Source organism: Roseateles saccharophilus (genome assembly GCF_031458095.1).
GTDB classification, from domain to species: Bacteria; Pseudomonadota; Gammaproteobacteria; order Burkholderiales; family Burkholderiaceae_C; genus Pelomonas; species Pelomonas saccharophila_A.
Window position 1 is genome coordinate 1,755,974 of the sequence record NZ_JAVDXU010000001.1, and the last position, 21,189, is coordinate 1,777,162.

Annotated in this window: 18 protein-coding genes and 1 tRNA gene; 12 read left to right on the forward strand and 7 right to left on the reverse strand. The window is 67.3% G+C overall.

Annotated elements, in window-relative coordinates; translation table 11 throughout:
- Positions 1-55: 55 nt before the first annotated feature.
- Positions 56-3,202 carry a TonB-dependent receptor gene (locus J2X20_RS08105; RefSeq protein WP_310263212.1) on the reverse strand — a complete coding sequence of 1,049 codons (3,147 nt, stop codon included), beginning with the start codon at positions 3,200-3,202 and terminating at the stop codon, positions 56-58.
- 388 nt (positions 3,203-3,590) lie between these two features.
- The gene (locus J2X20_RS08110; RefSeq protein ID WP_310263214.1) at positions 3,591-4,937 is read right to left on the reverse strand and encodes a TolB-like translocation protein; all 1,347 of its coding nucleotides are present in this window, start codon (positions 4,935-4,937) and stop codon (positions 3,591-3,593) included.
- A gap of 125 nt (positions 4,938-5,062) precedes the next feature.
- Between J2X20_RS08110 and J2X20_RS08115 the strand changes: the two genes are divergently transcribed.
- From J2X20_RS08115 to pepA, 3 genes are all read left to right on the forward strand, one after another.
- Complete coding sequence (locus tag J2X20_RS08115) at positions 5,063-6,709, forward strand: rhamnogalacturonan acetylesterase (RefSeq protein ID WP_310263216.1); 1,647 nt, start codon at positions 5,063-5,065, stop codon at positions 6,707-6,709.
- 54 nt (positions 6,710-6,763) lie between these two features.
- Positions 6,764-6,840: transfer RNA gene (locus J2X20_RS08120), tRNA-Met, on the forward strand.
- Positions 6,841-7,047: 207 nt separating this feature from the next.
- Positions 7,048-7,842, forward strand: coding sequence for a flocculation-associated PEP-CTERM protein PepA (gene pepA, locus J2X20_RS08125; protein ID WP_310263219.1), 795 nt, complete (start codon positions 7,048-7,050; stop codon positions 7,840-7,842).
- Between the two features lie 37 nt (positions 7,843-7,879).
- On the opposite strand, the gene J2X20_RS08130 is transcribed toward pepA, so the two are convergent.
- Complete coding sequence (locus J2X20_RS08130; RefSeq protein ID WP_310263221.1) at positions 7,880-8,701, reverse strand: Crp/Fnr family transcriptional regulator; 822 nt, start codon at positions 8,699-8,701, stop codon at positions 7,880-7,882.
- A gap of 255 nt (positions 8,702-8,956) precedes the next feature.
- On the opposite strand from J2X20_RS08130, the gene J2X20_RS08135 reads away from it, so the two are divergent.
- A complete protein-coding gene (locus J2X20_RS08135) occupies positions 8,957-9,334 on the forward strand; it encodes a hypothetical protein (RefSeq protein WP_310263223.1) in 378 nt (125 codons plus the stop codon).
- A complete protein-coding gene (gene miaB / locus J2X20_RS08140) occupies positions 9,331-10,686 on the forward strand; it encodes a tRNA (N6-isopentenyl adenosine(37)-C2)-methylthiotransferase MiaB (RefSeq protein WP_310263225.1) in 1,356 nt (451 codons plus the stop codon). Before J2X20_RS08135 ends, miaB begins: the two co-directional genes overlap by 4 nt.
- Here the strand turns inward: miaB and J2X20_RS08145 are convergent.
- Positions 10,676-10,951, reverse strand: a complete 276-nt coding sequence (locus tag J2X20_RS08145; RefSeq protein ID WP_310263227.1) for a hypothetical protein — start codon at positions 10,949-10,951, stop codon at positions 10,676-10,678. The genes miaB and J2X20_RS08145 overlap by 11 nt on opposite strands.
- Before the next feature lie 54 nt (positions 10,952-11,005).
- Here J2X20_RS08145 and hemA point away from each other — a divergent pair, with 54 nt between their 5' ends.
- The 7 genes from hemA (at position 11,006) to J2X20_RS08180 (ending at position 16,517) form a co-directional block, all read left to right on the forward strand.
- Positions 11,006-12,268, forward strand: coding sequence for a glutamyl-tRNA reductase (gene hemA, locus J2X20_RS08150; protein ID WP_310263230.1), 1,263 nt, complete (start codon positions 11,006-11,008; stop codon positions 12,266-12,268).
- A 61-nt stretch (positions 12,269-12,329) separates the two neighbouring features.
- The gene (gene prfA / locus J2X20_RS08155; RefSeq protein WP_310263232.1) at positions 12,330-13,415 is read left to right on the forward strand and encodes a peptide chain release factor 1; all 1,086 of its coding nucleotides are present in this window, start codon (positions 12,330-12,332) and stop codon (positions 13,413-13,415) included.
- Positions 13,412-14,218 carry a peptide chain release factor N(5)-glutamine methyltransferase gene (gene prmC, locus J2X20_RS08160; protein WP_310263234.1) on the forward strand — a complete coding sequence of 269 codons (807 nt, stop codon included), beginning with the start codon at positions 13,412-13,414 and terminating at the stop codon, positions 14,216-14,218. The genes prfA and prmC overlap by 4 nt, the downstream gene beginning before the upstream one ends.
- A 111-nt stretch (positions 14,219-14,329) precedes the next feature.
- Positions 14,330-14,902, forward strand: a complete 573-nt coding sequence (locus J2X20_RS08165) for a hypothetical protein (protein ID WP_310263235.1) — start codon at positions 14,330-14,332, stop codon at positions 14,900-14,902.
- Between the two features lie 53 nt (positions 14,903-14,955).
- Entirely contained in the window at positions 14,956-15,270 is a 315-nt protein-coding gene (gene grxD, locus J2X20_RS08170; RefSeq protein WP_310263237.1) for a Grx4 family monothiol glutaredoxin, read from the forward strand.
- Positions 15,270-15,833 carry a UbiX family flavin prenyltransferase gene (locus J2X20_RS08175; RefSeq protein WP_310263239.1) on the forward strand — a complete coding sequence of 188 codons (564 nt, stop codon included), beginning with the start codon at positions 15,270-15,272 and terminating at the stop codon, positions 15,831-15,833. Before grxD ends, J2X20_RS08175 begins: the two co-directional genes overlap by 1 nt.
- Before the next feature lie 105 nt (positions 15,834-15,938).
- Entirely contained in the window at positions 15,939-16,517 is a 579-nt protein-coding gene (locus tag J2X20_RS08180; RefSeq protein WP_310263241.1) for a hypothetical protein, read from the forward strand.
- Positions 16,518-16,539: 22 nt separating this feature from the next.
- On the opposite strand, the gene J2X20_RS08185 is transcribed toward J2X20_RS08180, so the two are convergent.
- The 3 genes from J2X20_RS08185 to J2X20_RS08195 all read right to left on the reverse strand — a co-directional run bounded on the left by J2X20_RS08185 (position 16,540) and on the right by J2X20_RS08195 (position 21,128).
- Positions 16,540-18,678, reverse strand: coding sequence for a M3 family metallopeptidase (locus J2X20_RS08185; RefSeq protein WP_310263243.1), 2,139 nt, complete (start codon positions 18,676-18,678; stop codon positions 16,540-16,542).
- Positions 18,679-18,777: 99 nt separating this feature from the next.
- On the reverse strand, positions 18,778-19,386 hold the full coding sequence (locus J2X20_RS08190) for a lytic transglycosylase domain-containing protein (RefSeq protein WP_310263245.1): 609 nt from the start codon (positions 19,384-19,386) through the stop codon (positions 18,778-18,780).
- Positions 19,383-21,128: a proline--tRNA ligase gene (locus J2X20_RS08195; protein WP_310263246.1), complete on the reverse strand. Its 1,746-nt coding sequence runs from the start codon at positions 21,126-21,128 to the stop codon at positions 19,383-19,385. Before J2X20_RS08195 ends, J2X20_RS08190 begins: the two co-directional genes overlap by 4 nt.
- Positions 21,129-21,189: the final 61 nt, after the last annotated feature.

The window sequence follows — 21,189 nt, forward strand, 5'->3', positions numbered from 1 at the left end:
GCGCAACTACGCAAGGCCCATGCCGGCCCGGGAGTTCAGGAAATGAAGAAGGCAATCAGAGCTTGTAGCCCAGCGTGACGTAGTAGCGGCGGCCCGACCAGGCCAGCTCGTTGGGGCGACCCAGGTCGCCGGCATAGGTCAGCTCGGCCTGGTTGGTCAGGTTCTTGGCCTCCAGGGCCAGCGTGAAGTTCTTCGTCGCCTTCCACTGGATCTTGGCGTCCAGATAGCCGGTCTTGTCGGCGAAGTTCGGATTGCCGGAGACGTCGTTGCCGCCGGTGTAGTACTTGTCTCGGTAGGCGTAGGCCAGGCGGGCGTTGAAGTTGCCGTCGTCGTACCACAGGCCCAGGTTGTAGGAGTTCTTCGACAGGCCCGGATAGGGCAGGACCGAATTGTCCAGCGGGCTGATGAGCTCGTTGCCCTTGGCGTAGCTGAAGGCCATGCGGGTGTAGTTGGCATCAACGCCGAAGTTGCCCAGCCAGCCCGGCAGGAAGGACAGTGCCGTGCGGCCGGCCAGTTCCAGGCCCTGGGTCTTGGCGCCTTCGCCGTTGATGGCCTGGGTGACGTCGAACAGGCGGCCGTCGCCGTAGAAGTCCACGCCGCGGTTCACGATGCCCTTGCGCACATAGGTGCCGATCTCGGTGCGAAAGGTGGCCAGGCTGAGCTGCGTGTCGCGGCTGGGGTAGTACTCGACGCTCAGGTCGTACTTGGTGGCGCGGTAGGGCTTGAGGTCGGGGTTGCCGGCCGTGCAGTCGTCGGTGCCGTCACCGCCGGGGCGCGCGGGACTGCCACTGCCGGTCGTGCAGGTGACGTTGGGCGCCAGCAGGTCGATCGCCGGGCGCGCCATCACCTTGGCCGCGCCACCGCGCACCAGCAGCTTGCTGTTGATCAGCTGCAGCGTGGCGTTCAAGCTGGGCAGCACGTCGTTGTAGCTGTTGCTGAGCGACACCACCTTGTTGCTGTTGACGAGGACCGAGCAGGTCGACACAGCGGCCGGATCACAGGTGCGGTCCGTCTGCAAGCCGGTCGAGGTCACGTCGGTGCGGGTGTAGCGCACGCCGACGTTGCCATCCAGCGGCAGGCCGAAGATCTCGGTGCCCCAGTCCAGCCTCACATAGCCGGCCTTGACCTTCTCGACGATGTCGAAGGCGGGGATCTGCGGATAGGTCTTGCCATCGCTGCCGGGCGACTCGTAGAGGTATTTGTGGGAGAAGTCGCTGGTGTCGAAGATGCCCGAGGCCGCCGTGACCGCGTAGCTCGGCGACGTCCAGTTGGCGGGAACGCCAGAGACGTCGCCATAGCCACCCATGAAGGTGCCGGGCGACTTGGTGCGGATGGTGTTGACGATCTCCTGCATGCGCGCGCTGGTCACATAGGACGTCTTGTAGCCGCTGTTGATGTAGGTCTGCACGTCGTTGGGGCGCTGCGCCGTGCCGGTGTAGAGCGGATCCCAGATGAGCGTCTGGTTGACGTTGGCGGTGCGGACGTTGATGTCCACCGCTTCGTTGGTGTTGTTCAGCGCGCCGTTGTTCTGCACCAGGTAGCCGCCGCCGTTGTATTGGCGCGCGCTGGACTCACGCAGCTGACCGCCGAACCACAGGCTCTGGAAGAAGCTGTGATCGAAGTTGTACTGGAAGTCCAGCTTGCCCTGGCGCTCGGTGTTCTTGGTGGCCGACGGGCGGTACTGCAATTGCGCCTGCACATAGGACGAGGCGTTGTCGGGGCTGTAGGCCGACGGGAAGGTGAACTGCGGCAGATGGCTGCCGTCGAGCTTGACGACCAGGCCGGGCGCGTTCTGCGTCAAGACGATGTTGTTGCTCTCGCTCTTGTAGTCGGACTTGGAGTCGCCCAGCAGGCCTTCGATGCGCCAGCTGCTGTTCTTGAACTTGAAGCCGGCCGTCGTGTACTTGGAGTCGATGTCCAGCGCGAAATCGCGCGCCGAGGTGCTGAACGCGCCCTGGCCGCCCTGGCCGGCCACGTTCAGGCAGTTGCCCACGGTGAACTGCGTGACGTGATGGTTGTCCACCACCATGCCGGCCGGCGTCGTGGCCGTCGGCGCGGCCACGCAGGTGCCGGCCGTCAGCACCGTGGCGTCGGCGCGGTAGACCGGCGCATTGCCCGCCGAGGCCAGCCGCGTCACCGCCGAGAAGTCGGTGCCGTAGTTCATGTCGTTGAGCCGCTGCGCCTGCTTGTTGGCCTGGTAGCTCACATAGGCGTCCAGCTCGGGCGTGAACTGGTATTGCGCCGTCACTTCGGCGGAGCTGCGCTTGTGGTCCCGGGTCCAGATGCCGTAGCGCGAGATGCGCGGCGAGTAGTCGAACCACTGCGACTGGCAGGGCGTGCGATCAGCCGCGGCCAGCGACGCGCAGCCGGCAGCGGTCGTCACCGCAGCGGCATTGGCGTTCAGGCTGGTGACGGTCTTCTCGGCCGAGAAGTCCCAGTCGCGCAGAAAGGCCCAGGAGGTGTTGCGCGAGAAGTCGCCACGCGTGTAGATCTTGTCGTAGACCAGGTTGGCCATCAGGCCGAGCTTGCCGTCCAGGAACTTGTCGGCCAGCAGCAGCGTGCCGCGCGGCTGGATGCCACCGCGCAGGCTGCCCCGCTCGGCGGCCAGCGTGCCGGCGACGGTGGTCTTGGTGAAGTCCAGCGGCTTGCGCGTCTTGATCTCCACGGTGCCGCCGATGCCGCCTTCGGTCAGGTCGGCCGTCGAACCCTTGATGACGTCGATGGAGGCGATCAGCTCCGACGCCAGCTCGCGCAGTTCGGCGCCGCGGCCGGCACCGCCGGTGGTGCTCAGCACGGACATGCCGTTGATCTGGACGCGGTTCAGGTCGGGCTCGACGCCGCGGATGGAGACCTGCGAGCCTTCGCCGAACTGGCGCGACAGCTGCACGCCGGTGATGCGCGACAGGGCCTCGCCAACGTTCTTGTCGGGGAACTGGTCGATGTCTTCGGCCACGATGCTGTCGCTGACGGTGGAGGCATTCTTCTTGCGGTCGATGGCGCTCTGGATGGAGCGGCGAATGCCGGTGACGGTGACGGTATCGAGCTGCTGAGCCTTGGCCTTGTCGGCAGCGGGCGCGGACGCGGGCTCAGCCGGCGCTGCAGCTTGCTGGGCCTGGGCCTGTCCGGCCAGGGCCGCCGAGATGGCGATCGCCAGCGGAGTCCAACGCGAAACCGCTGCAGCGCCGTGATTCTTCTTCAGCATTTTGTCTGTCTCCAGAATATCGACCGGGGAGAGTTAGCAAGGTCTCTCTTTAATGCCCCGGAGACAGTCTAGGGCGCTGGTTTTGCCGCGTGTTCACACGCCAGCAAAGAATCACGCGCGTGATTGCTTCGACTCCGCACAAACCCTTGAACGACTCAGGTTTCGCTCAAATTCCTGATTATCCGCGGCGGCTGCGCAGGCAGCGTGCGCTCAATGGTGATCGAAGCTGGGATGCCCGCGCTGGCCGCCCGCCGGGTGGTTTGAGCGTTAGGCAGAGCAGATGCTGAATATCGAAAACAAAGAAACCCGCGCGCGGCGGGTTTCAAGAATATCCCGAATATTCAGATTGAATCTGGTTTCGTCAATATCAAATACTGCAGGCGGAATCTCAGGGCTGGCGTTCCAGCCATGCCTTGGGCACCGGTACGATGCAGATATTCATCCCGCGCCCGTCGGCGGCCAGCATGGCGGACTGGATCTGGATCTTGCGGCCATCCGGGCTGAAGGTCGGATGCGGATGATCGCGCGCCGTGGTCTTGTGGCCGGTGGTCAGCAGCAGCATCTCGCGCGTCTTGCGGTCGATCAGATAGAGGCTGCGGCTGAAGTCGTCGCCGACCGCAAAGCGCCCATCCGGTGAGCCGTGGACATGCCACAGGCCGCTGCCCGAGGGCGTCTGGCCGACCAGGTTCATCTCGCGTGTGCGCAGATTGACGATGGCCAGGCCGGTCGGCTTCTCGCGCGTGCCGGCGTCGCCCCAGGCGGCGTCCTGGCCGGGGTTGGCGCCTTCGACACCGGTGGCCGCCGGCCGGCTGGGGTCGACGACGCCAGGGATGGCGCGGTGGCCCATGATGGCCAGGGCCACCTCGTCCTTGCCGATGAAGGCCTCGTGCGTGACCCACTCATACGGCGCCTCCGGGTAGAGGAGGCGCAGGCCCGAGCCGTCGCCCTTGACCGTCCAGGTGCGCTGTGGCGACTTGCCGCCCGTCTCCCAGCTGAACACGAGCTCGCCCGGATTCCAGCTGTTGCTCTGGATATGGCCGATCTGGAAGGGCACCGAGACGACATGGCGGATCTCGCCCGTCTGCACATTGATCTTGCCGATGGCGTGCGGCCCTGCACCCATGCCGCGCGGGCCGAAAGGCGGCTCGACCTTGGTGCCTGCGGGCAGGCGCGCACCGGCGTAGGCCTTGCCCTGGATGCGGAAGTAGAACCACTGGCCATCGGCATCCAGTGCGTTGTCGCCCACGGCCTCCAGCTCGGCCGGCAGCGTGCCGATGACGCGCTGGTAGCTGGCGGCGGGTTTCATCGCGCCCGCCTTGCTGTCGGTGAAGACGCGGTCCAGGTCCACCTCGATGGCCTGCATGGCCTTGGCCTCGGGGGCCTTGCGCAGGAAGTAGAGCCTGTTGCCGCCGGACTGCGCCAGATTGAGCATGCCCTCATAGCCGCCTTCGGTGACCTGCACCATCTCGCCGCTGGCCTCGTTGACGGCGATGGCCTCGCCCTTGACGCGGGCCGAGCGGAACACCAGCCACTGCCCGTCGGCCGTCCATTGCGGATGGCTGGGGTAGATCTTGGAGTCGCCGCGCGGCTGGGTGGTCAGGAAGGTCAGCGGCGTGCCGGTGACGGGGTCGTTGACAACGCGCTTTTCCGAAGGGAAGCGCTGGCCGATCTGGGCCCAGGCGGGGACCGTGGCGAGCAGCAGGCCCAGCAGCAGGGAGGTCTTGCGAAGCGACATGATGATGAGGGTCCCGGATCGAGGTGGCGCGACTCTAGGACCGGCTCTGTTGCGCGATATTGCTGGGCCCCAATCGCTCAAGAACTTGCGCCATCCCGGCCCGGGCTGCTCCTAGCATCCGCGCCATGCTCCGCACCCTCACCGCCCTGCTCTCGCTGCTGGCCCTGCCCTTGGCCCAGGCCCAGACCTTCACCGCCGCGACCGACCCGGCACGTGCCCAGGTCACCCTGCCTGCGCCGGCCCGGCCCGAGCTGCCCTCCATCCTCCTCATCGGCGACTCGACGGTGCGCAACGGTCATGACGACGGCCAGGGCAAGGGGGCCGAGGGCCAATGGGGCTGGGGCAACCCCATCGCCGCCTACCTCGATGCCAGCAGGGTCAACCTCGTCAATCGCGCCGTCGGCGGCTTGAGCAGCCGCACCTATCGCAGCAGCGGCCACTGGGAGCGCAGCAAGGCCTTCATCAAAAAGGGCGACTGGGTGCTGATGCAGTTCGGCCACAACGACGCCAGCCCGGTCAACGACAACAGCCGTGCCCGCGGCGTGCTGCGCGGCACCGGGCCCGAGAAGGAGGACATCAACAACCTGCTGACCGGCCAGCCCGAGACCGTCTACACCTATGGCGCCTATCTGCGCGGCTATATCGCCGAGATCCGCGCCCTGGGTGCCACGCCCGTCATCTGCTCACCCGTCATCCGCAAGCGCTGGGAGGCCGACGGCGTCAAGGTGCAGCGCGCCGGCGGCAACTTCGCAGCCTGGGCGGCCGAAGTGGCAAGGCAGGAGGGCGTGGCCTTCATTGACCTCAACGAATGGGGGGCGCTGCGCTACGAGGCCCTGGGCAAGGAGACCGTCGAAAAGCTGTTCCCCGCGGACACGCCGCAGGAGACCGTGCACACCAACTGGCTCGGCGCGGCGGTCAATGCCCAGCTCGTCATCGCCGGCCTGATCCAGAACAAGCTGCTGCCCGATGCCTTCTACACGCACCGCTTCGCACCCGATGGCAGCGATGATCGGCCGGTCGTCGATGCCCGCAAGGTCAAGGTCGAGGCGCCACGCGATCCCCGGCTGCCCAGCCTCGTGCTGATCGGCGACTCCACGGTGCGCAGCGGCGGCCAGAACGGCGCCTATGGCTGGGGCGAGCGCCTCGCCGCCTTCTTCGACACCCAGCGCATCAACGTCGTCAACAACGCCATCGGCGGGCGCAGCAGCCGCACCTTCTTCACCGAAGGGCGCTGGGCTTCCGTGCTCGAGCAGCTCAAGGCGGGCGACATTTTGCTGATCCAGTTCGGCCACAACGACGGCGCCCGCATCGGCGACCCGGCGGCCAAGAACCGCGGCTCGGTGCCCGGCATCGGCCCGGAGGCCGTCGAGGACACCAAGCCCGACGGCAGCAAGGAGATGGTGCAGAGCTTCGGCTGGTATCTGGCCCGCTACATCAGCGACGCCAAGGCCAGGGGCGCCAATGTGGTCATCCTCTCACCCATCCCGCACAAGGACCGCTGGCAGGCCGGCCAGCCGCGCGACTTCGAGAACTACGCCGCCTGGGGTGAGCAGGTCGCACGCGCCAACGGTGCCCAGTTCATCGACCTGACGATGCTCGTCACCGAAGCCTATCGCGGCATCGGCGCCGAGCGCGTCGACGGCTTCTTCTCCGATGCCCGCACCCACACCAACGACGCCGGTGCGGTGTTCAACGCCACGCGCGTCGTCGAGGGCCTGAAGCGCCTGCCGGGCCAGCCCTTGAAGGCCTATCTGCGCGAGCCGCCGCCCTGATTTTTTGCGCCCGCTTGCCAGCCTCAAAAAACTTCGTTTAGAATGGCGGGCTCAGGCGCTTTAGCTCAGTTGGTTAGAGCGATGGAATCATAATCCACAGGTCCGGGGTTCGAGTCCCTGAAGCGCCACCAAATACGCAAGCCCGCACCAGCTCCCGCTGTGCGGGCTTTTCTCATGGCCGGCCGGGACGGCTCATCTGGCGGATGGGGTTCGTTGCAACCGGACCGCAATCACCGCGGTGTTGGGGAGGCATCTGTGAGTGCACGCACAGACGGCCCGCATGGCGGGTGCTGTACTGGCCGCGCCCGCGTGGTGCGGGCGAACAGCAAGGAGTTCGCATGATGCACACCCCCAGCAAGTTGCGGTTCCCGATCCTGCACGGCGCCTCGGTCGCCGCCGCGTTGATGACGTTCTGCGTCGCCGCTTCCGCGGCCCTGCCCACGTTCAATTTCAACCCCGGCGCGGTCGGGCTCAATGGCGCCTCGCTCACCGCCGACAACATCCTGATCTCGAACTACTCCACGGTCACCATCGATCCGGCGGGCACTTTCACCGAGAGTGGCTATCTGCCCATCACGGGCTTCCAGCTCAGCGGCAGCGCCCTCACGCCGGGCGGGCTCAATACCGACTACGGGCTCTATCTGGCCTTCACCGGTACGGGCACGACGACGGTCAACGATCCGACGACGACGTTCAACTTCGGCAACTTCACGACGCTGACCTATACCCTCTACGGCTACAACGGCACGGCAAGCTTCGGCTTCAGCGGCAACACGCCGACCGAAACGGCCAGCGGTGAAGTGGCCCTGGCCAGCGGCACGCTGATTTCCGGCAGCGTGCTGACGGTGCCGACCGGCGGCGGCACGTTCAGCCCCTCGGCCAACGCCATGTTGACGGTGTCGCTGACCCAGCCGACCTTCTTCTCGCCCGACCCCTTCTATTCGGTCGCGCTGACCGCCTTCTCCAACACGCCTTCGCAGGTCGAGCCCTTCGCCGGGGGCTTTCGCATCCGCCAGGGCGGTGGGTCGCTGAACTTCGCGCCGGTGCCCGAGCCGGGCAGCGCCGCCATGCTGTTGTGCGGCCTCGTGGCTGCAGGCTTCCTGGGTTATCGCCGCCAGGGTAGACAAGGCTGACGCCGCCCTCAGCGCCGAGGTGTCACCTCGGCGCTCCTCAATACGCCGGTCGCGGCCGCAGCAGGCGATCGAACTCCAGTCTGATGGTGCGGTAGCAATCGCAGCAGCGCCCCTCCAGCCCGCCGCGGTCCTGCACCGCGATATGCCCCCGCGCATAGCGGATATAGCCACCTTGCTGCAGCCGGGCCGCGGCCAGCGTGACGCTTTCGCGTCGCACGCCCAGCATGCCGGCCATGGACTCCTGGGTCATGGCCAGTTCCCCGGCCTGCTGGCGGTCCAGCCGCAACAGGATCAGGCGCGCGAGCTGCTGCTCGAGCGCGTGATGCCGGCTGCACAAGGCCGTCTGCACGATCTCTGCCACCAGGGCCTGCGAATAGGCCAGCAGCAGGCGCCGCACGGCGGCATGGCGGGCGAATTCCTCGGCCACGACAGAAGCGCGCAGGCGCAGCGCCTTGCCGGGGACCTGCACCACCGCACGGCTGCGTGTGTAGTTGCCGTCGATCAAAGGCAGACCCACGACACCGTCGCGGCCGACCGTGGCCACCTCGGCGCAGGCACCAGTGCGATCCGGCACCGTCAGCGACGCCAGGGCCGTGATCGGGAAGTAGACCCACTGGATGAAGCCTGCAGCCTCGTGAAGCATCTGGGCGGACCGCAGATAGACGCACTCGGCCGACGCCAGAAGACGCTCGCGATGAGCCGGCAGCAGGCTGGCCAGCAGCCGGTTGTAGCGCCAGTCATCGGCGTAGTCCAGGCCATGCCGGACGCCCTCGTTTGGATCGTCCTGCAGCCATGCCTGGGCATGGACGCCCGCATGGACAGCCGCATCCGCGGCGACAAGGACTGGCGGGTTCTTCATGGCCCAACGATTGACGAACGTGGCCGCAGTTGCGGCAACAAGAGCCCTGGGAGGCAAAAGCCATGCCCGCCGCCATGTCGAGAGCTCCTCTCCCGGCTTGAAATATTTACGGAATCCTTTCCTTGCCCTCCCCTGACGCACAGCGATCCAGGCCCGCTCATTACAATGGCGGTCTCGCTCGACCTGCATCGAGCGCCACGGCTCGGGGCACCCCGGGTCGTTTTCATTTCCAACCGCAGCCACTGGACACATACCATGTACCGCTGTGCACTCGCGCTGGCCCTGGCCGCCAGCTGTCTGGTCGCCCACGCCCAGACCCACCGCTTCTTCCCCGCCACCGCCCTGCGCGGCGAGCTCGTCATCACGCAGTTCCCCGACGCATTGCTGAACGGCAAGCCAGCACGCCTGGCGCCCGGCAGCCGCATCAAGGGCGACACCAACCTCTGGGTGCCGCCCGCCGGCCTGACGGGCCAGAAGTTCATCGTCCACTACACCGTCGAATCCAGCGGCCTGATCATGGACGTCTGGGTGCTGAACCCCGCCGAGCTCGCCAACAAGACCTGGCCGACGACGCCGGCCGAGGCCGCGACGTGGCAGTTCATTCCCGCCAACCAGCTGTGGGTGAAGCCATGAGCGACGTGAGCTCCAAAAAGGTCTACATCAAGACCTTCGGCTGCCAGATGAACGAGTACGACTCGGACAAGATGGCCGACGTGCTGGGTGCCGCCAAGGGCTATACGCCCACCGATGACCCCGAGCAGGCCGACCTCATCCTGTTCAATACCTGTTCGGTGCGCGAGAAGGCGCAGGAGAAGGTCTTCAGCGACCTCGGCCGCGTCAAGCACTTGAAGGCCAAGGGCGTCATGATCGGCGTCGGCGGCTGCGTGGCCTCGCAGGAAGGCGCGGCCATCATCGAGCGCGCGCCTTATGTTGATGTGGTGTTCGGCCCGCAGACCCTGCACCGCCTGCCGCAGATGCTGGAAGCCCGCCGCGAGCAGCGCCGCCCGCAGGTCGACATCTCCTTCCCCGAGATCGAGAAGTTCGACCACCTGCCGCCGGCCAAGGTCGAGGGCGCCTCGGCCTTCGTCTCCATCATGGAAGGCTGCTCCAAGTACTGCTCCTACTGCGTGGTGCCCTACACCCGTGGCGAGGAGGTCTCGCGGCCCTTCGACGACGTGCTGACCGAGATCGCCGGCCTGGCCGACCAGGGCGTCATGGAGATCAACCTGCTGGGCCAGAACGTCAATGCCTACCGCGGCAAGATGGGTGACACGGCGGAGTTCGCCGACCTGGCCCTGCTGCTCGAGTACGCGGCGGAGATTCCCGGCATCCAGCGCCTGCGCTTCACCACCAGCCACCCCAACGAGTTCAGCCCCCGCCTCATCGAGGCCTACGGCAAGATCCCGCAGTTGGTGAACCACCTGCACCTGCCGGTGCAGCATGGCAGCGACCGCATCCTGATGGCCATGAAGCGCGGCTACACGGCGCTGGAGTTCAAGAGCATCGTGCGCAAGCTGCGCGCCATCCGCCCGGACCTGCGCCTGGCCAGCGACTTCATCGTCGGCTTCCCCGGCGAGACCGACGAGGACCACGCCAAGCTGATGAAGCTGGTGCACGACGTCGGCTTCGACGCCTCCTTCAGCTTCATCTTCAGCCCCCGCCCGGGCACGCCGGCCGCGGCCCTGGAGGACACCACGCCCTACGAGGTCAAGGTCAAGCGCCTGCAGGAGCTGCAGGCGGCCATCGAGGCCCATGCCATCACCATCTCGCAAGCCATGGTCGGCAAGGTCGAGAAGGTGCTCGTCACCGGTAACGCCCGCAAGGATGCCTCCGAGCTGATGGGCCGCACCGAGTGCAACCGCATCGTCAACTTCGCCGGCTCGCCGCGCCTGATGAACCAGTTGGTGGACGTGCGCATCACGACGGCCTTCGCGCATTCCCTGCGCGGCGAGGTCGTCACGACTGAGGAGGTGCTCAGCGCTTGAAGCTGAGCAAATACCACTGCGGCAGGGCGACGCCGAGCACCAGCAAGGCATAGCCCGCCATGCGGCCATCGCGGCCCAACAGGACCAGCGTAGCGATGGCCGCCGCCGTGCCGCCCGCCGCGCCCCAGCCCCAGAGCTTTCGCCAACCCAAGGACTTCGCCTCCCGCCGCCACAGCCCCTTGATCGCCACCGCCAGCAGCGCCGCCAGCCCCCAGGCCGGGGCAAACAGGTTGGCGATATGCCAAAAAGCGTCGAGAGGGCTCATTCGGACTTGACCGGTGTCAGGGGCGGAAAAGCCGCGAATCCTACAATTCAAGCCATGTCGGTCTTTGCTCTCGGCCTGAACCACAACACCGCCCCGCTGGATCTGCGCGGGCGGTTTGCGTTCACCCTCGAGCAACTCGCGCCGTCGCTGACCGGGCTGCGCCAGAAGCTGTCCGGCACGCCAGAGGCGGCCATCCTGTCGACCTGCAACCGCACCGAGGTCTATGTAGCCGCGCCCTCAACCCTGGTGCAGCCGGCCATCGCCTGGCTGGCCGACGCCGGCGGCGTGCAGGCCGGCGCCCTGCGCGAACACGCCTATGTGATGCAGGGCAGCGACGCCGCCCGCCACGCCTTCCGCGTCGCTGCCGGCCTGGATTCCATGGTGCTGGGCGAGCCGCAGATCCTCGGCCAGATGAAGCAGGCCGTGCGCGAGGCCGAGAACGCCGGCGCCCTGGGCACGACCCTGCACCAGCTCTTCCAGCGCAGCTTCTCGGTGGCCAAGGAGGTCCGCAGCTCCACCGAGATCGGCGCCCACTCCATCAGCATGGCCGCCGCCGCCGTGCGCCTGGCCGGCCAGCTGTTCGAAGACCTGGCCAAGACCCGCGTCCTTTTCGTCGGCGCCGGCGAGATGATCGAGCTGACCGCGACTCACTTCGCGGCCAAGACGCCGCGCCAGATGGCCGTGGCCAACCGCACCCTGGAGCGCGGCGAGAAGCTCGCCATTCATTTCGGCGCCGAGGCCATGCGCCTGGCCGACCTGCCGGAGCGCTTGCACGAATTCGACATCGTCGTCTCCTGCACCGCCTCCAGCCTGCCGCTGATCGGCCTGGGCGCCGTCGAGCGCGCGCTGAAGAAACGCAAGCACCGCCCGATGTTCATGGTCGACCTGGCCGTGCCGCGCGACATCGAGCCCGAGGTCGCCCAGCTGGACGACGTCTACCTCTACACCGTCGACGAACTCGCCGCCCAGGTGCAGACCGCCGGCGAAAAGCGCCAGGCCGCCGTGGCCCAGGCCGAGGCCATCGTCGAGACCGGCGTGCAGAGCTTCATGCACTGGCTGGACCAGCGCCACACCGTGCCGCTGATCCAGGCCCTGCACGCGCAGGCCGACGACTGGCGCGCGCTGGAGGTCGCCCGCGCCCGCAAGCTGCTGGCCAAGGGCGCCGAGGTCGACGAGGTGCTGGACGCCCTGTCCAGGGGCCTGACCCAGAAGCTGCTGCACGGCACCCTGGCCGAGCTGCATGCCAGCGATGGCGAGCAGCGCCTGCAGCTTGCGCAGACGGTGTCGCGCCTCTTCCTGCGCGGCAAGCAGTCTTAGCGGCGCTCTCTGCCGCCGCCCGGCGCTGCGCGCCGCCCCTGACTGCCACTCGTTTCCCGCCATGAAAGACTCCCTGCGCCAGCAGTTCGAACGCCTCGGTTTCCGCCTCGCCGAGCTGGACGCCCTCCTCGCCGACGGCGGCATCGCCGCCGACATGAAGCGCTACCGCGCCCTGACCAAGGAGCAGGCCGAGGTGTCCGGCCTGGTCGAGCGCTACCGCCGCTATCAGATGCATGAGGCCGACCTGGCCGCCGCGCGCGAGATGCTGGATGACCCCGAGATGGCCGAGATGGCCCGCGAAGAGGTCACTGCCAACGAAGCCGCCCTCGTCGCGCTGGACCAGGAACTGCAGCTCGCGCTGATCCCCAAGGACCCCGACGACGAGCGCAACGCCTTCCTGGAGATCCGCGCCGGCACGGGAGGTGACGAATCGGCCCTGTTCGCCGGCGACCTGGCGCGCATGTATCTACGCTTCGCGGAAGGCCAGGGCTGGCGCACCGAGATCCTGTCCGAGAACGTGTCGGACCTGGGTGGCTACAAGGAGCTGGTCGTGCGCATCGAAGGCGATGGCGTCTATGGCCGGCTGAAGTTCGAGAGCGGCGGCCATCGCGTGCAGCGCGTGCCGGCGACCGAGACCCAGGGCCGCATCCACACCAGCGCCTGCACGGTCGCCGTGATGCCCGAGCCCGACGAGGCCGAGGCCATCACGCTGAACCCGGCCGACCTGCGCATCGACACCTTCCGCGCCAGCGGCGCCGGCGGCCAGCACATCAACAAGACCGATTCCGCCGTGCGCGTCGTCCACCTGCCCACGGGCATCGTGGCCGAATGCCAGGATGGCCGCAGCCAGCACAGCAACAAGGCCAAAGCGCTGCAGGTGCTGCAGGCACGCATCCAGGAGAAGGAGCGCAGCGAGCGCGCCGCCAAGGAGGCCGCCACCCGCAAGGGCCTGATCGGCAGCGGCGACCGCAGCGACCGCATCCGCACCTACAACTTCCCGCAGGGCCGGCTCACCGACCACCGCATCAATCTGACCCTCTACAAGCTCGGGCAGATCATGGACGGCGACCTCGACGACATCATCCAGGGCCTGCTGGCCGCACAGGCTGCCGAGCAGCTGGCCGAATTGGAAGCAGGCCGCGCATGACCGTCGACGAGGCGCTTGCCCTCGCCCGCCAGCTCGGCGTCGAGCGCGGCGATGCGCAGACGCTGCTCGGTCACCTGACCGGCCAGGGTCGCGCCTGGCTGATCACCCATGGTGACGCGCCCGTGGACGCGGAACCCTCCTTGCGCCGCCTGGCCGCGGGCGAACCCCTGGCTCATCTGACCGGCTGGCAGCCCTTCCACGGCCTGAAGCTGCAGGTCACTCCGGCCACGCTGATCCCCCGGCCGGACACCGAGACCCTGGTCGACTGGGCGCTGGAACGGCTCGCCGAGCTGCCGGGCCAGCCCAGCGTCGTCGACCTCGGCACCGGCAGCGGCGCCATTGCGCTCGCCATCAAGGCGGCCTGCCCGCGCGCTCAGGTCACGGCCGTCGACTTCAGCGCCGAAGCCCTGGCCATCGCCCGCGCCAATGGCGAGCGCCTGGGCCTGGCCGTCGACTGGCGCCACGGCAGCTGGTTCGAGCCGCTGGCCGGCCAGGGCTTCGACCTCGTCGTCAGCAACCCGCCCTATATCGCCGGCGACGACCCGCATCTGCCGGCCCTGCGCCACGAGCCCCTCGCCGCCCTGACGCCTGGCGGCGACGGCCTGGCTGACCTGCGTACGCTGATTGATGTTGCACCGCAACACCTCAACGGCGGCGGCTGGCTGCTGATGGAGCATGGCTGGGACCAGGCCGAAACCGTCGCCGCCTGGCTGGCCGCGCGCGGATTCACCATGGTGACGCTGAGGCGCGACCTGGCCGATCGGCCCCGGGCCAGCGGCGGCCGCTGGGGTGCAACCAGCTGAAACCACCCCGAAATGTGTGATGTATTGCTGCCAGTTCTTGATTCCCGTAACTGAGCGGCCGGCGTAGTATCAAATCCCGGTGCCAGCCGATGCACCGCGCAGGAGACGATCATGGCCCGCCTCGCCAGCGCTGCAGTACTGAGCCTCTCTGTCCTTTTCACCGCGTCCGCCCTGGCGGCTGACAGCGATGCCAATCCGCGCTGGCAGGCACGATTGCAGCTGAGCAGCGTCGATGGCGGCACCGAGGCCCAGCAGCCTCATCTCGGCGGCTCCCGCGTCCTCAGCGCCAATCTGCTCGGCGACTACTACCTCACCAAGTCGGGCATGACGGGCGTCAGCGGCGGCCTGCGCGCCACCGGCGGCCTGCTGCTCGGCCCCCTGTCGATGGCGCAAAGCAGCGGCGGCCTGGCCCTGGGCAGCGGCCCCGTCGCCGCCGGCCGGCGCAGCCTGTCGCTGAGCGGCCCGGACGGCTATTCGGACAACGCCAACCTCTCCTACGTCGGCATCGGCTACACCGGCCGCGTCACGGGGGGCGGCCTGGCCTTCAGTGCCGACTTCGGCCTGATGTCGGGCTCCTATGGCGGCCTGCGCCTGGGCCGCAGCAGCGCCCAGGGCTTCGAGGACGCGATGCGCGATCTGCGCTTCAAGCCCCTGCTGCAACTGGGTCTGGCCTACAGCTACTGACCGGCCCTCGCGCTGTCTCGGATAATCGGGGTTTTGCCTTTCCGAGAACTGCAATGAGCGACGTTCAGCAACGCATCGACGACCTGGTCAAATCCAACCGCGTCGTGCTCTTCATGAAGGGAACGGCCCAGTTCCCCATGTGCGGCTTCTCCGGCCGCGCCATCCAGATCCTGAAGGCCGCCGGCGTGACCGACCTGAAGACCTTCAACGTGCTGGAGGATGAGGAAGTGCGCCAGGGCATCAAGGACTACGCCAACTGGCCCACCATCCCCCAGCTCTACATCGGCGGTGAATTCGTCGGCGGCTCGGACATCATGATGGAGATGTACGAATCGGGTGAGCTGCAGCAGGCCCTCGCCACCGCTTGATGACTCAGCGGCTCGTCGTCGGACTGACGGGCGCGACCGGCGCGGCGTACGCGCTGCGCCTGTTGCGCCGTTCGCGCGAGCTGGGCGTCGAAACCCATCTTGTCGCCACGCCCGCCGGCATCCTGAATGCCCATCACGAGCTGGGGCTGGACCGCTCGATGCTGGAAGCCGAAGCGGACCATGCCCATGCGCCGGGAGACATCGGCGCCTGCATCGCCAGCGGCAGCTTCGCCACGGCCGCCATGGTCGTGGCGCCCTGCTCGATGAAATCCCTCGCTGCCATCGCCCATGGCCTGGGCGACAACCTGCTGACCCGCGCCGCCGACGTGACACTGAAGGAGCGCCGCCGCCTCATCCTGATGGTGCGCGAGACGCCGCTGAACCTGGCGCATCTGCGCAATATGGTCGCCGTGACGGAGATGGGTGGCATCTGCTTCCCGCCGTTGCCGGCCTTCTACCATCACCCCAAGACCATAGCCGAGATGGTCAACGAGACGGCAGAACGGGTGCTGGAACTGGCTGGTGTGAGCCAGGCACAACCCAAGGTCTGGACGGGCCTGTAGTAGCCCGTCAACGCTGATCAGGGGGGCATTCCCCGCTCAGCTGGACCGTTTGCACCGGCGCCGCTCCCGCAAGATGCCCGCATCTACCGGCTCAACGGGTGCGCCATGCTTTCTGGCCTCAACAGCTCTCTGCTCAGCTATCTGAGCCTGCAAGGTCAGGACAGCGCGGCAACCAGCAACGCCGCCGCCGGCAAGTCCAGCACGCCGACGATCTCGTCTGCTGCGATGCAGCGCGCTGCGGGCACGGCAAAGACGTCGACCGCCGTCCACAACCTCGACACCAGCCAGAAGAAGCTGGCCACCGAGCTGCGCGCCGCCATGGACAAGGCCGGAGTCCATCTCACGGGCGCCATCGAGTTCTCGGTGAAGAGCGATGGCAGCGTCGACATCAAGGGCTCGGACGCCGACAAGGCCGCGACCCAGGCCTTCCTGAAAGCCGACACCAGCCAACCCGGCTTCGCCAACCGCATCGCGACCCAGGCGCGCGACGCACTGAAGCTGTCGACCAGCATCCAGCAGAGCGCCGCCATCTCGCAGGCTGCCAAGCTTGCCAAGACCTCGGGCGGCGTGATGTCGCTCTACACCTCGCTGATGCAGCAGACCGCCGCCACCAGCGTGGTGTTCTCGGTCTCGGCGGCGTCGAGCTCGCTGACCTACCCGGGCTCGCTGGCGACCAACGCCTGACGAACCCGGGCCGCCCGCAGACTCAGGGCTTCTGCACCACCAGGCCGCGGCGCTCCAGCAGCGGCTTGATGTCGGGCTCGTGACCGACGAGGTTGCGGAACAGCACCATCGCGTCTTCCGAACCGCCGCGCGACAGCAGCTTGGCGCGCAGCGCGTCGCCATTGGCGCGCTTGAGGCCGCCATGGGCCTTCAGCCATTCCACGGTGTCGGCGTCCAGCACCTCGCTCCAGATGTAGGCGTAGTAGCCGGCCGAATAGCCGCCCATGATGTGGCTGAAGTAGGGCAGACGGTAGCGCGGCGGCACGGGGCCGAAGTCGAGACCTTCGTCCTTCAGCACCTTGGCCTCGAAGGCCATGACGGCGTCGGCCGCCGGCACCTCACCGGCCTTGAGCTGGTGCAGGCGCTGGTCGACGATGGCCGCGCTCAGATAGGACAGGGTCGTGTAGCCCTGGTTGAAGCGCTTGGCGCGCGCCACCTTGTCCAGCAACTCGCGCGGCATGGGGGCGCCCGTCTGGTAGTGCTTGGCGTAGTTGGCCAGCACGCTGGGCCAGTCGGCCCAGACTTCGTTGACCTGCGAGGGGTATTCGACGAAGTCGCGCGGCACGCGCGACAGGCTCGGGTACAGGCCCTTGTTGAACATGCCATGCAGGGCATGGCCGAACTCGTGGAAGAGCGTGTTGACCTCGTCCCAGGTCAGCAGCGTCGGCTCGCCGGCCGGCGGCTTGGGGATGTTGAGGTGGTTGGCCACGACGGGCTGGGTGCCCTCCAGCGGGTTCTGGCCCACATAGGCATTCATCCAGGCGCCGCCGCGCTTGCTCGGGCGGGCATAGAGGTCGGCGATGAAGATGGCGAGCTGCTTGCCGTCCTTGTCGAAGACGTCGTAGGTGCGCACATCGTCGCGGTAGACCGGCAGGTCGGTGCGACGCTTGAAGCTGATGCCATAGAGCTGGTGGGCGGCATGGAACACGCCCTTCTCCAGCACGCTGGTCAGCTCCAGATAGGGCTTGAGCTGGCTCTCGTCGAAGCCGTACTTGGTCGCGCGCAGCTTCTCCGAGTAGTAGCTCCAGTCCCAAGGCTGCAGCTCGAAGCTGGTCTGCTGCTTGGCCGACTGGTCGGCGTCGATGAGCTTCTGCAGTTCGGCGGCTTCCTGCCTGGCCGAGGCGACGGCAGCCGGACCGAGCTTGCCCAGCATGGCGTTGACGGCGTCCGCTGTCTTTGCAGTCTCCTCTTCCAGCACAAAGGCGGCCGGCGTCGCGTAGCCCAGCAGCGCCGCGCGTTCCTGGCGCAGCGCCATCACGCGGGCGATGATGCCCGTCGTGTCATTGGCATTGCCGCGGCTGCCGCGTGCCACCGAGGCGCGGTGCAGGCGCTCGCGCAGGGCGCGGTTCTGCAGCTCGGTCTCCTGCGGCTGGATGGTGGTGTTCAGCAGCGTCAGCAGGTATTTGCCTTCCAGGCCCTTTTTCTTGGCGGCCTCGGCCGCGGCGGAAATCTGGGCCGGCGTGAGACCTGCCAGCTCGTCGGCGCTGTCGACGACGATGGCCGAGTCGTTCACCTCGGCCAGTACGGCCTTGTTGAAGCGCGCGCCCAGCATCGCCAGCTCGGCGTTGATGGCCCGCATGCGGGTCTTCTGCTCGTCGCTGAGCTGGGCGCCGGCGCGCACCATGTCGCGGCGATAGCGCTCGATGAGGCGCTTGGCTTCAGCGTTCGGCGCCGCCTTGTTGCGGGCCGCATAGAGGACCTCGATGCGGGCGAACAGCTTGGGATTGAGCTGGATGGCGTCGCGATGGGCGGCGAGCTTGGCGGCGTAGTCGGTCTGCAGCTGCTGGCGGGCCGGGTTGGCGTCGGCACCGATCAGGCTGAACAGCAGGGTGCTGGTGCGGCCCAGCAGACGACCGCTGCGCTCCATCGCGATGATGGTGTTGTCGAACGTCGGCGCAGCAGGGTTGTCGGCGATGGCCTGGATCTCGGCCAACTGATCGGCCATGCCCTTGTCCAGAGCCGGGCCGAAGTGCTCATCCCTGACCTTGTCGAACTGCGGGTACTGCAGCGGCAGCGGGCTGGGCGAGAACAGGGGGTTGTCGGAAGGCGCTTGAGCCCAGGCCAGGCCGGTGGCGAGCAAGGTGGAAAGCAGGAGAGGCGCGAAGCGTTTGGCAGCGGGCATGGGAAGGCTTGTCTTGTGGACGGAACCGCAAAGCCTAACGCGGCAACAGGCGCCAGCCACAAGCCACGCCGGGTCAACCCTGAGGGCTTTACCGGCCCTTCACTTCTCGCCGGGCAGCAGCCATTGCCGGCGTGCGGCGAACACGGCGTTCGGGTACTCGGGCCTGCCGCGGCTGCCGTTGTAGCGCCCCAGGGCCAGATACAGATCGCCCTTCTCCAGGTCGAGGTAGTGGCGCAGGATGACGCAGCCAAAACGCAGATTGCTCTGCATGTGAAAGAGCCGCGCCGCGTCGCCATCGCCGATCAGCTTGGTCCAGAAGGGCATGACCTGCATATAGCCGCGCGCGCCGGCGATGCTGATGGCGTATTTGCGAAAGCCGCTCTCGACCTGCACCAGGCCCAGCACCAGGCTGGGCTCCAGGCCCGCACGCTTGGCCTCGTACCAGACCGTCTCGAGGAACTCGATGCGAATCTGCGTCTCGGTCTTGCGCTTCTTCAGCCGCTCGCTCATCTCGCCCAGCCAGCGCAGATAAGCCATGCGTTCGTCGACCTGATGCGCCTCGAATCTCGGCCGCGGCGGCGCGGCTTGTGCGATGGAGGCGCTCAAGGCCGAGCGCATCGAGTCGGCCAGCGGCTCCTCGACCTGAGCGCCCGCCCGCGCCGCCAGCGGTGCGGCGAGCAGGCTGGACAGCAGCAGCCGGCGCTTCAAAGCTTGAGCAGGCCCTTCAGGTGGCCAACCACATCGTTGACGCCGAGCTTGGTCGCGGCGTCGTCACGGCGGCCCTGGTATTCGACCTGGCCTTCCTTCAGGCCACGGTCGCCCAGCACGACGCGGTGGGGCACGCCGATCAGCTCCCAGTCCGCGAACATCGCACCGGGGCGCTCGCCGCGGTCGTCCAGCAGCACATCCACGCCCAAGGCCTTCAGCTCTTCGTAGAGCTTGTCGGCCGCGGCCTTCACGTCTGCGCTGCGGTCCGCGCCGATGGGGCAGATCACGACCGTGAACGGCGCGATGGCGTCCGGCCAGATGATGCCGCGGGCATCGTGGTTCTGCTCGATGGCGGCGCCCAGGATGCGGGTCACGCCGATGCCGTAGCAGCCCATCTCCATCAGGGCCGGCTTGCCGTTCTCGTCCAGGAAGGTCGCATTCATGGCCTTGCTGTACTTGGTGCCGAGATAGAAGACATGGCCAACCTCGATGCCGCGCTGGATGGCCAGCAGGCCCTTGCCGTCGGGCGAGGGATCGCCGGCGACGACGTTGCGGATGTCGGCCACCAGGTCGGGCTCGGGCAGGTCGCGGCCCCAGTTGACGCCGGTGAAGTGGAAGTCCACCTCGTTGGCGCCGCAGATGAAGTCGCTCATGACGGCGACGGTGCGATCGGCGACGATCTTGACGGGCTTCTTCAGGCCGATGGGCCCCAGGTAGCCCGGCTTGCAGCCGAAATGGTCGACGATTTCGCCAACCGTGGCGAAGCGGAACCCGCCCTTGAGGCCTTCGACCTTGCCGGCCTTCACTTCGTTGAGCTCATGGTCGCCACGCACCAGCAGCAGCCAGACCTGGGTCTTGACGATATTGCCGTCCTTGTCGAGCTCGTCAGTGGCCAGCACCAGCGATTTGACGGTCTGGGCCAGCGGCAGGCCCAGCAGCAGCGCGACTTCCTCGCAGGTGGACTTGCCCGGCGTGGGCGTCTTGGCCTGGGCCTGCAGGGCCTCGCCGCGGGCGGGCAGCAGGGCCACGCCTTCAGCCAGCTCGATGTTGGCCGCGTAGTCGCTGGTGGGGCAGTAGACGATGGCGTCTTCGCCGGTCTCGGCGATGACCTGGAACTCGTGCGAGCGATCACCGCCGATGGCGCCGGTGTCGGCCGCGACGGCGCGGTACTGCAGGCCGAAGCGGTCGAAGATCTTGCAGTAGGCCGCGTACATATTGTCGTAGCTGCGGCCGGCGGCGTCCTTGTCACGGTCGAAGGAGTAGGCATCCTTCATCGTGAACTCGCGACCGCGCATCAGGCCGAAGCGGGGCCGGCGCTCGTCGCGGAACTTGGTCTGGATGTGATAGAAATTTTTCGGCAGCTGGCGGTAGGAGCGCAACTCCTGGCGGGCGATGTCGGTGATGACCTCTTCGCTGGTCGGCTGGACGATGAAGTCGCGGCCATGGCGGTCTTTCACGCGCAGCAGCTCGGGGCCCATCTTGTCGAAGCGGCCGGTCTCCTGCCACAGCTCGGCGGGTTGGATGACGGGCATCAGGCATTCGACGGCGCCGGCGGCGTCCATCTCCTCGCGGATGATCTTCTCGACCTTGCGGATGACGCGAAGCCCCATCGGCATGTAGTTGTAAATGCCCGCGCCCAGGCGCTTGATCATGCCGGCGCGCATCATCAGCTTGTGGCTGACGACCTCGGCATCGGCGGGGGCTTCCTTCAGCGTGGAGACGAAGAACTGGGTGGCTTTCATGGGCGGTACTAAATGCGAAGGCCGGGTGAAAACCCGGCCGAAGTCACAGCAAAACAGGGGC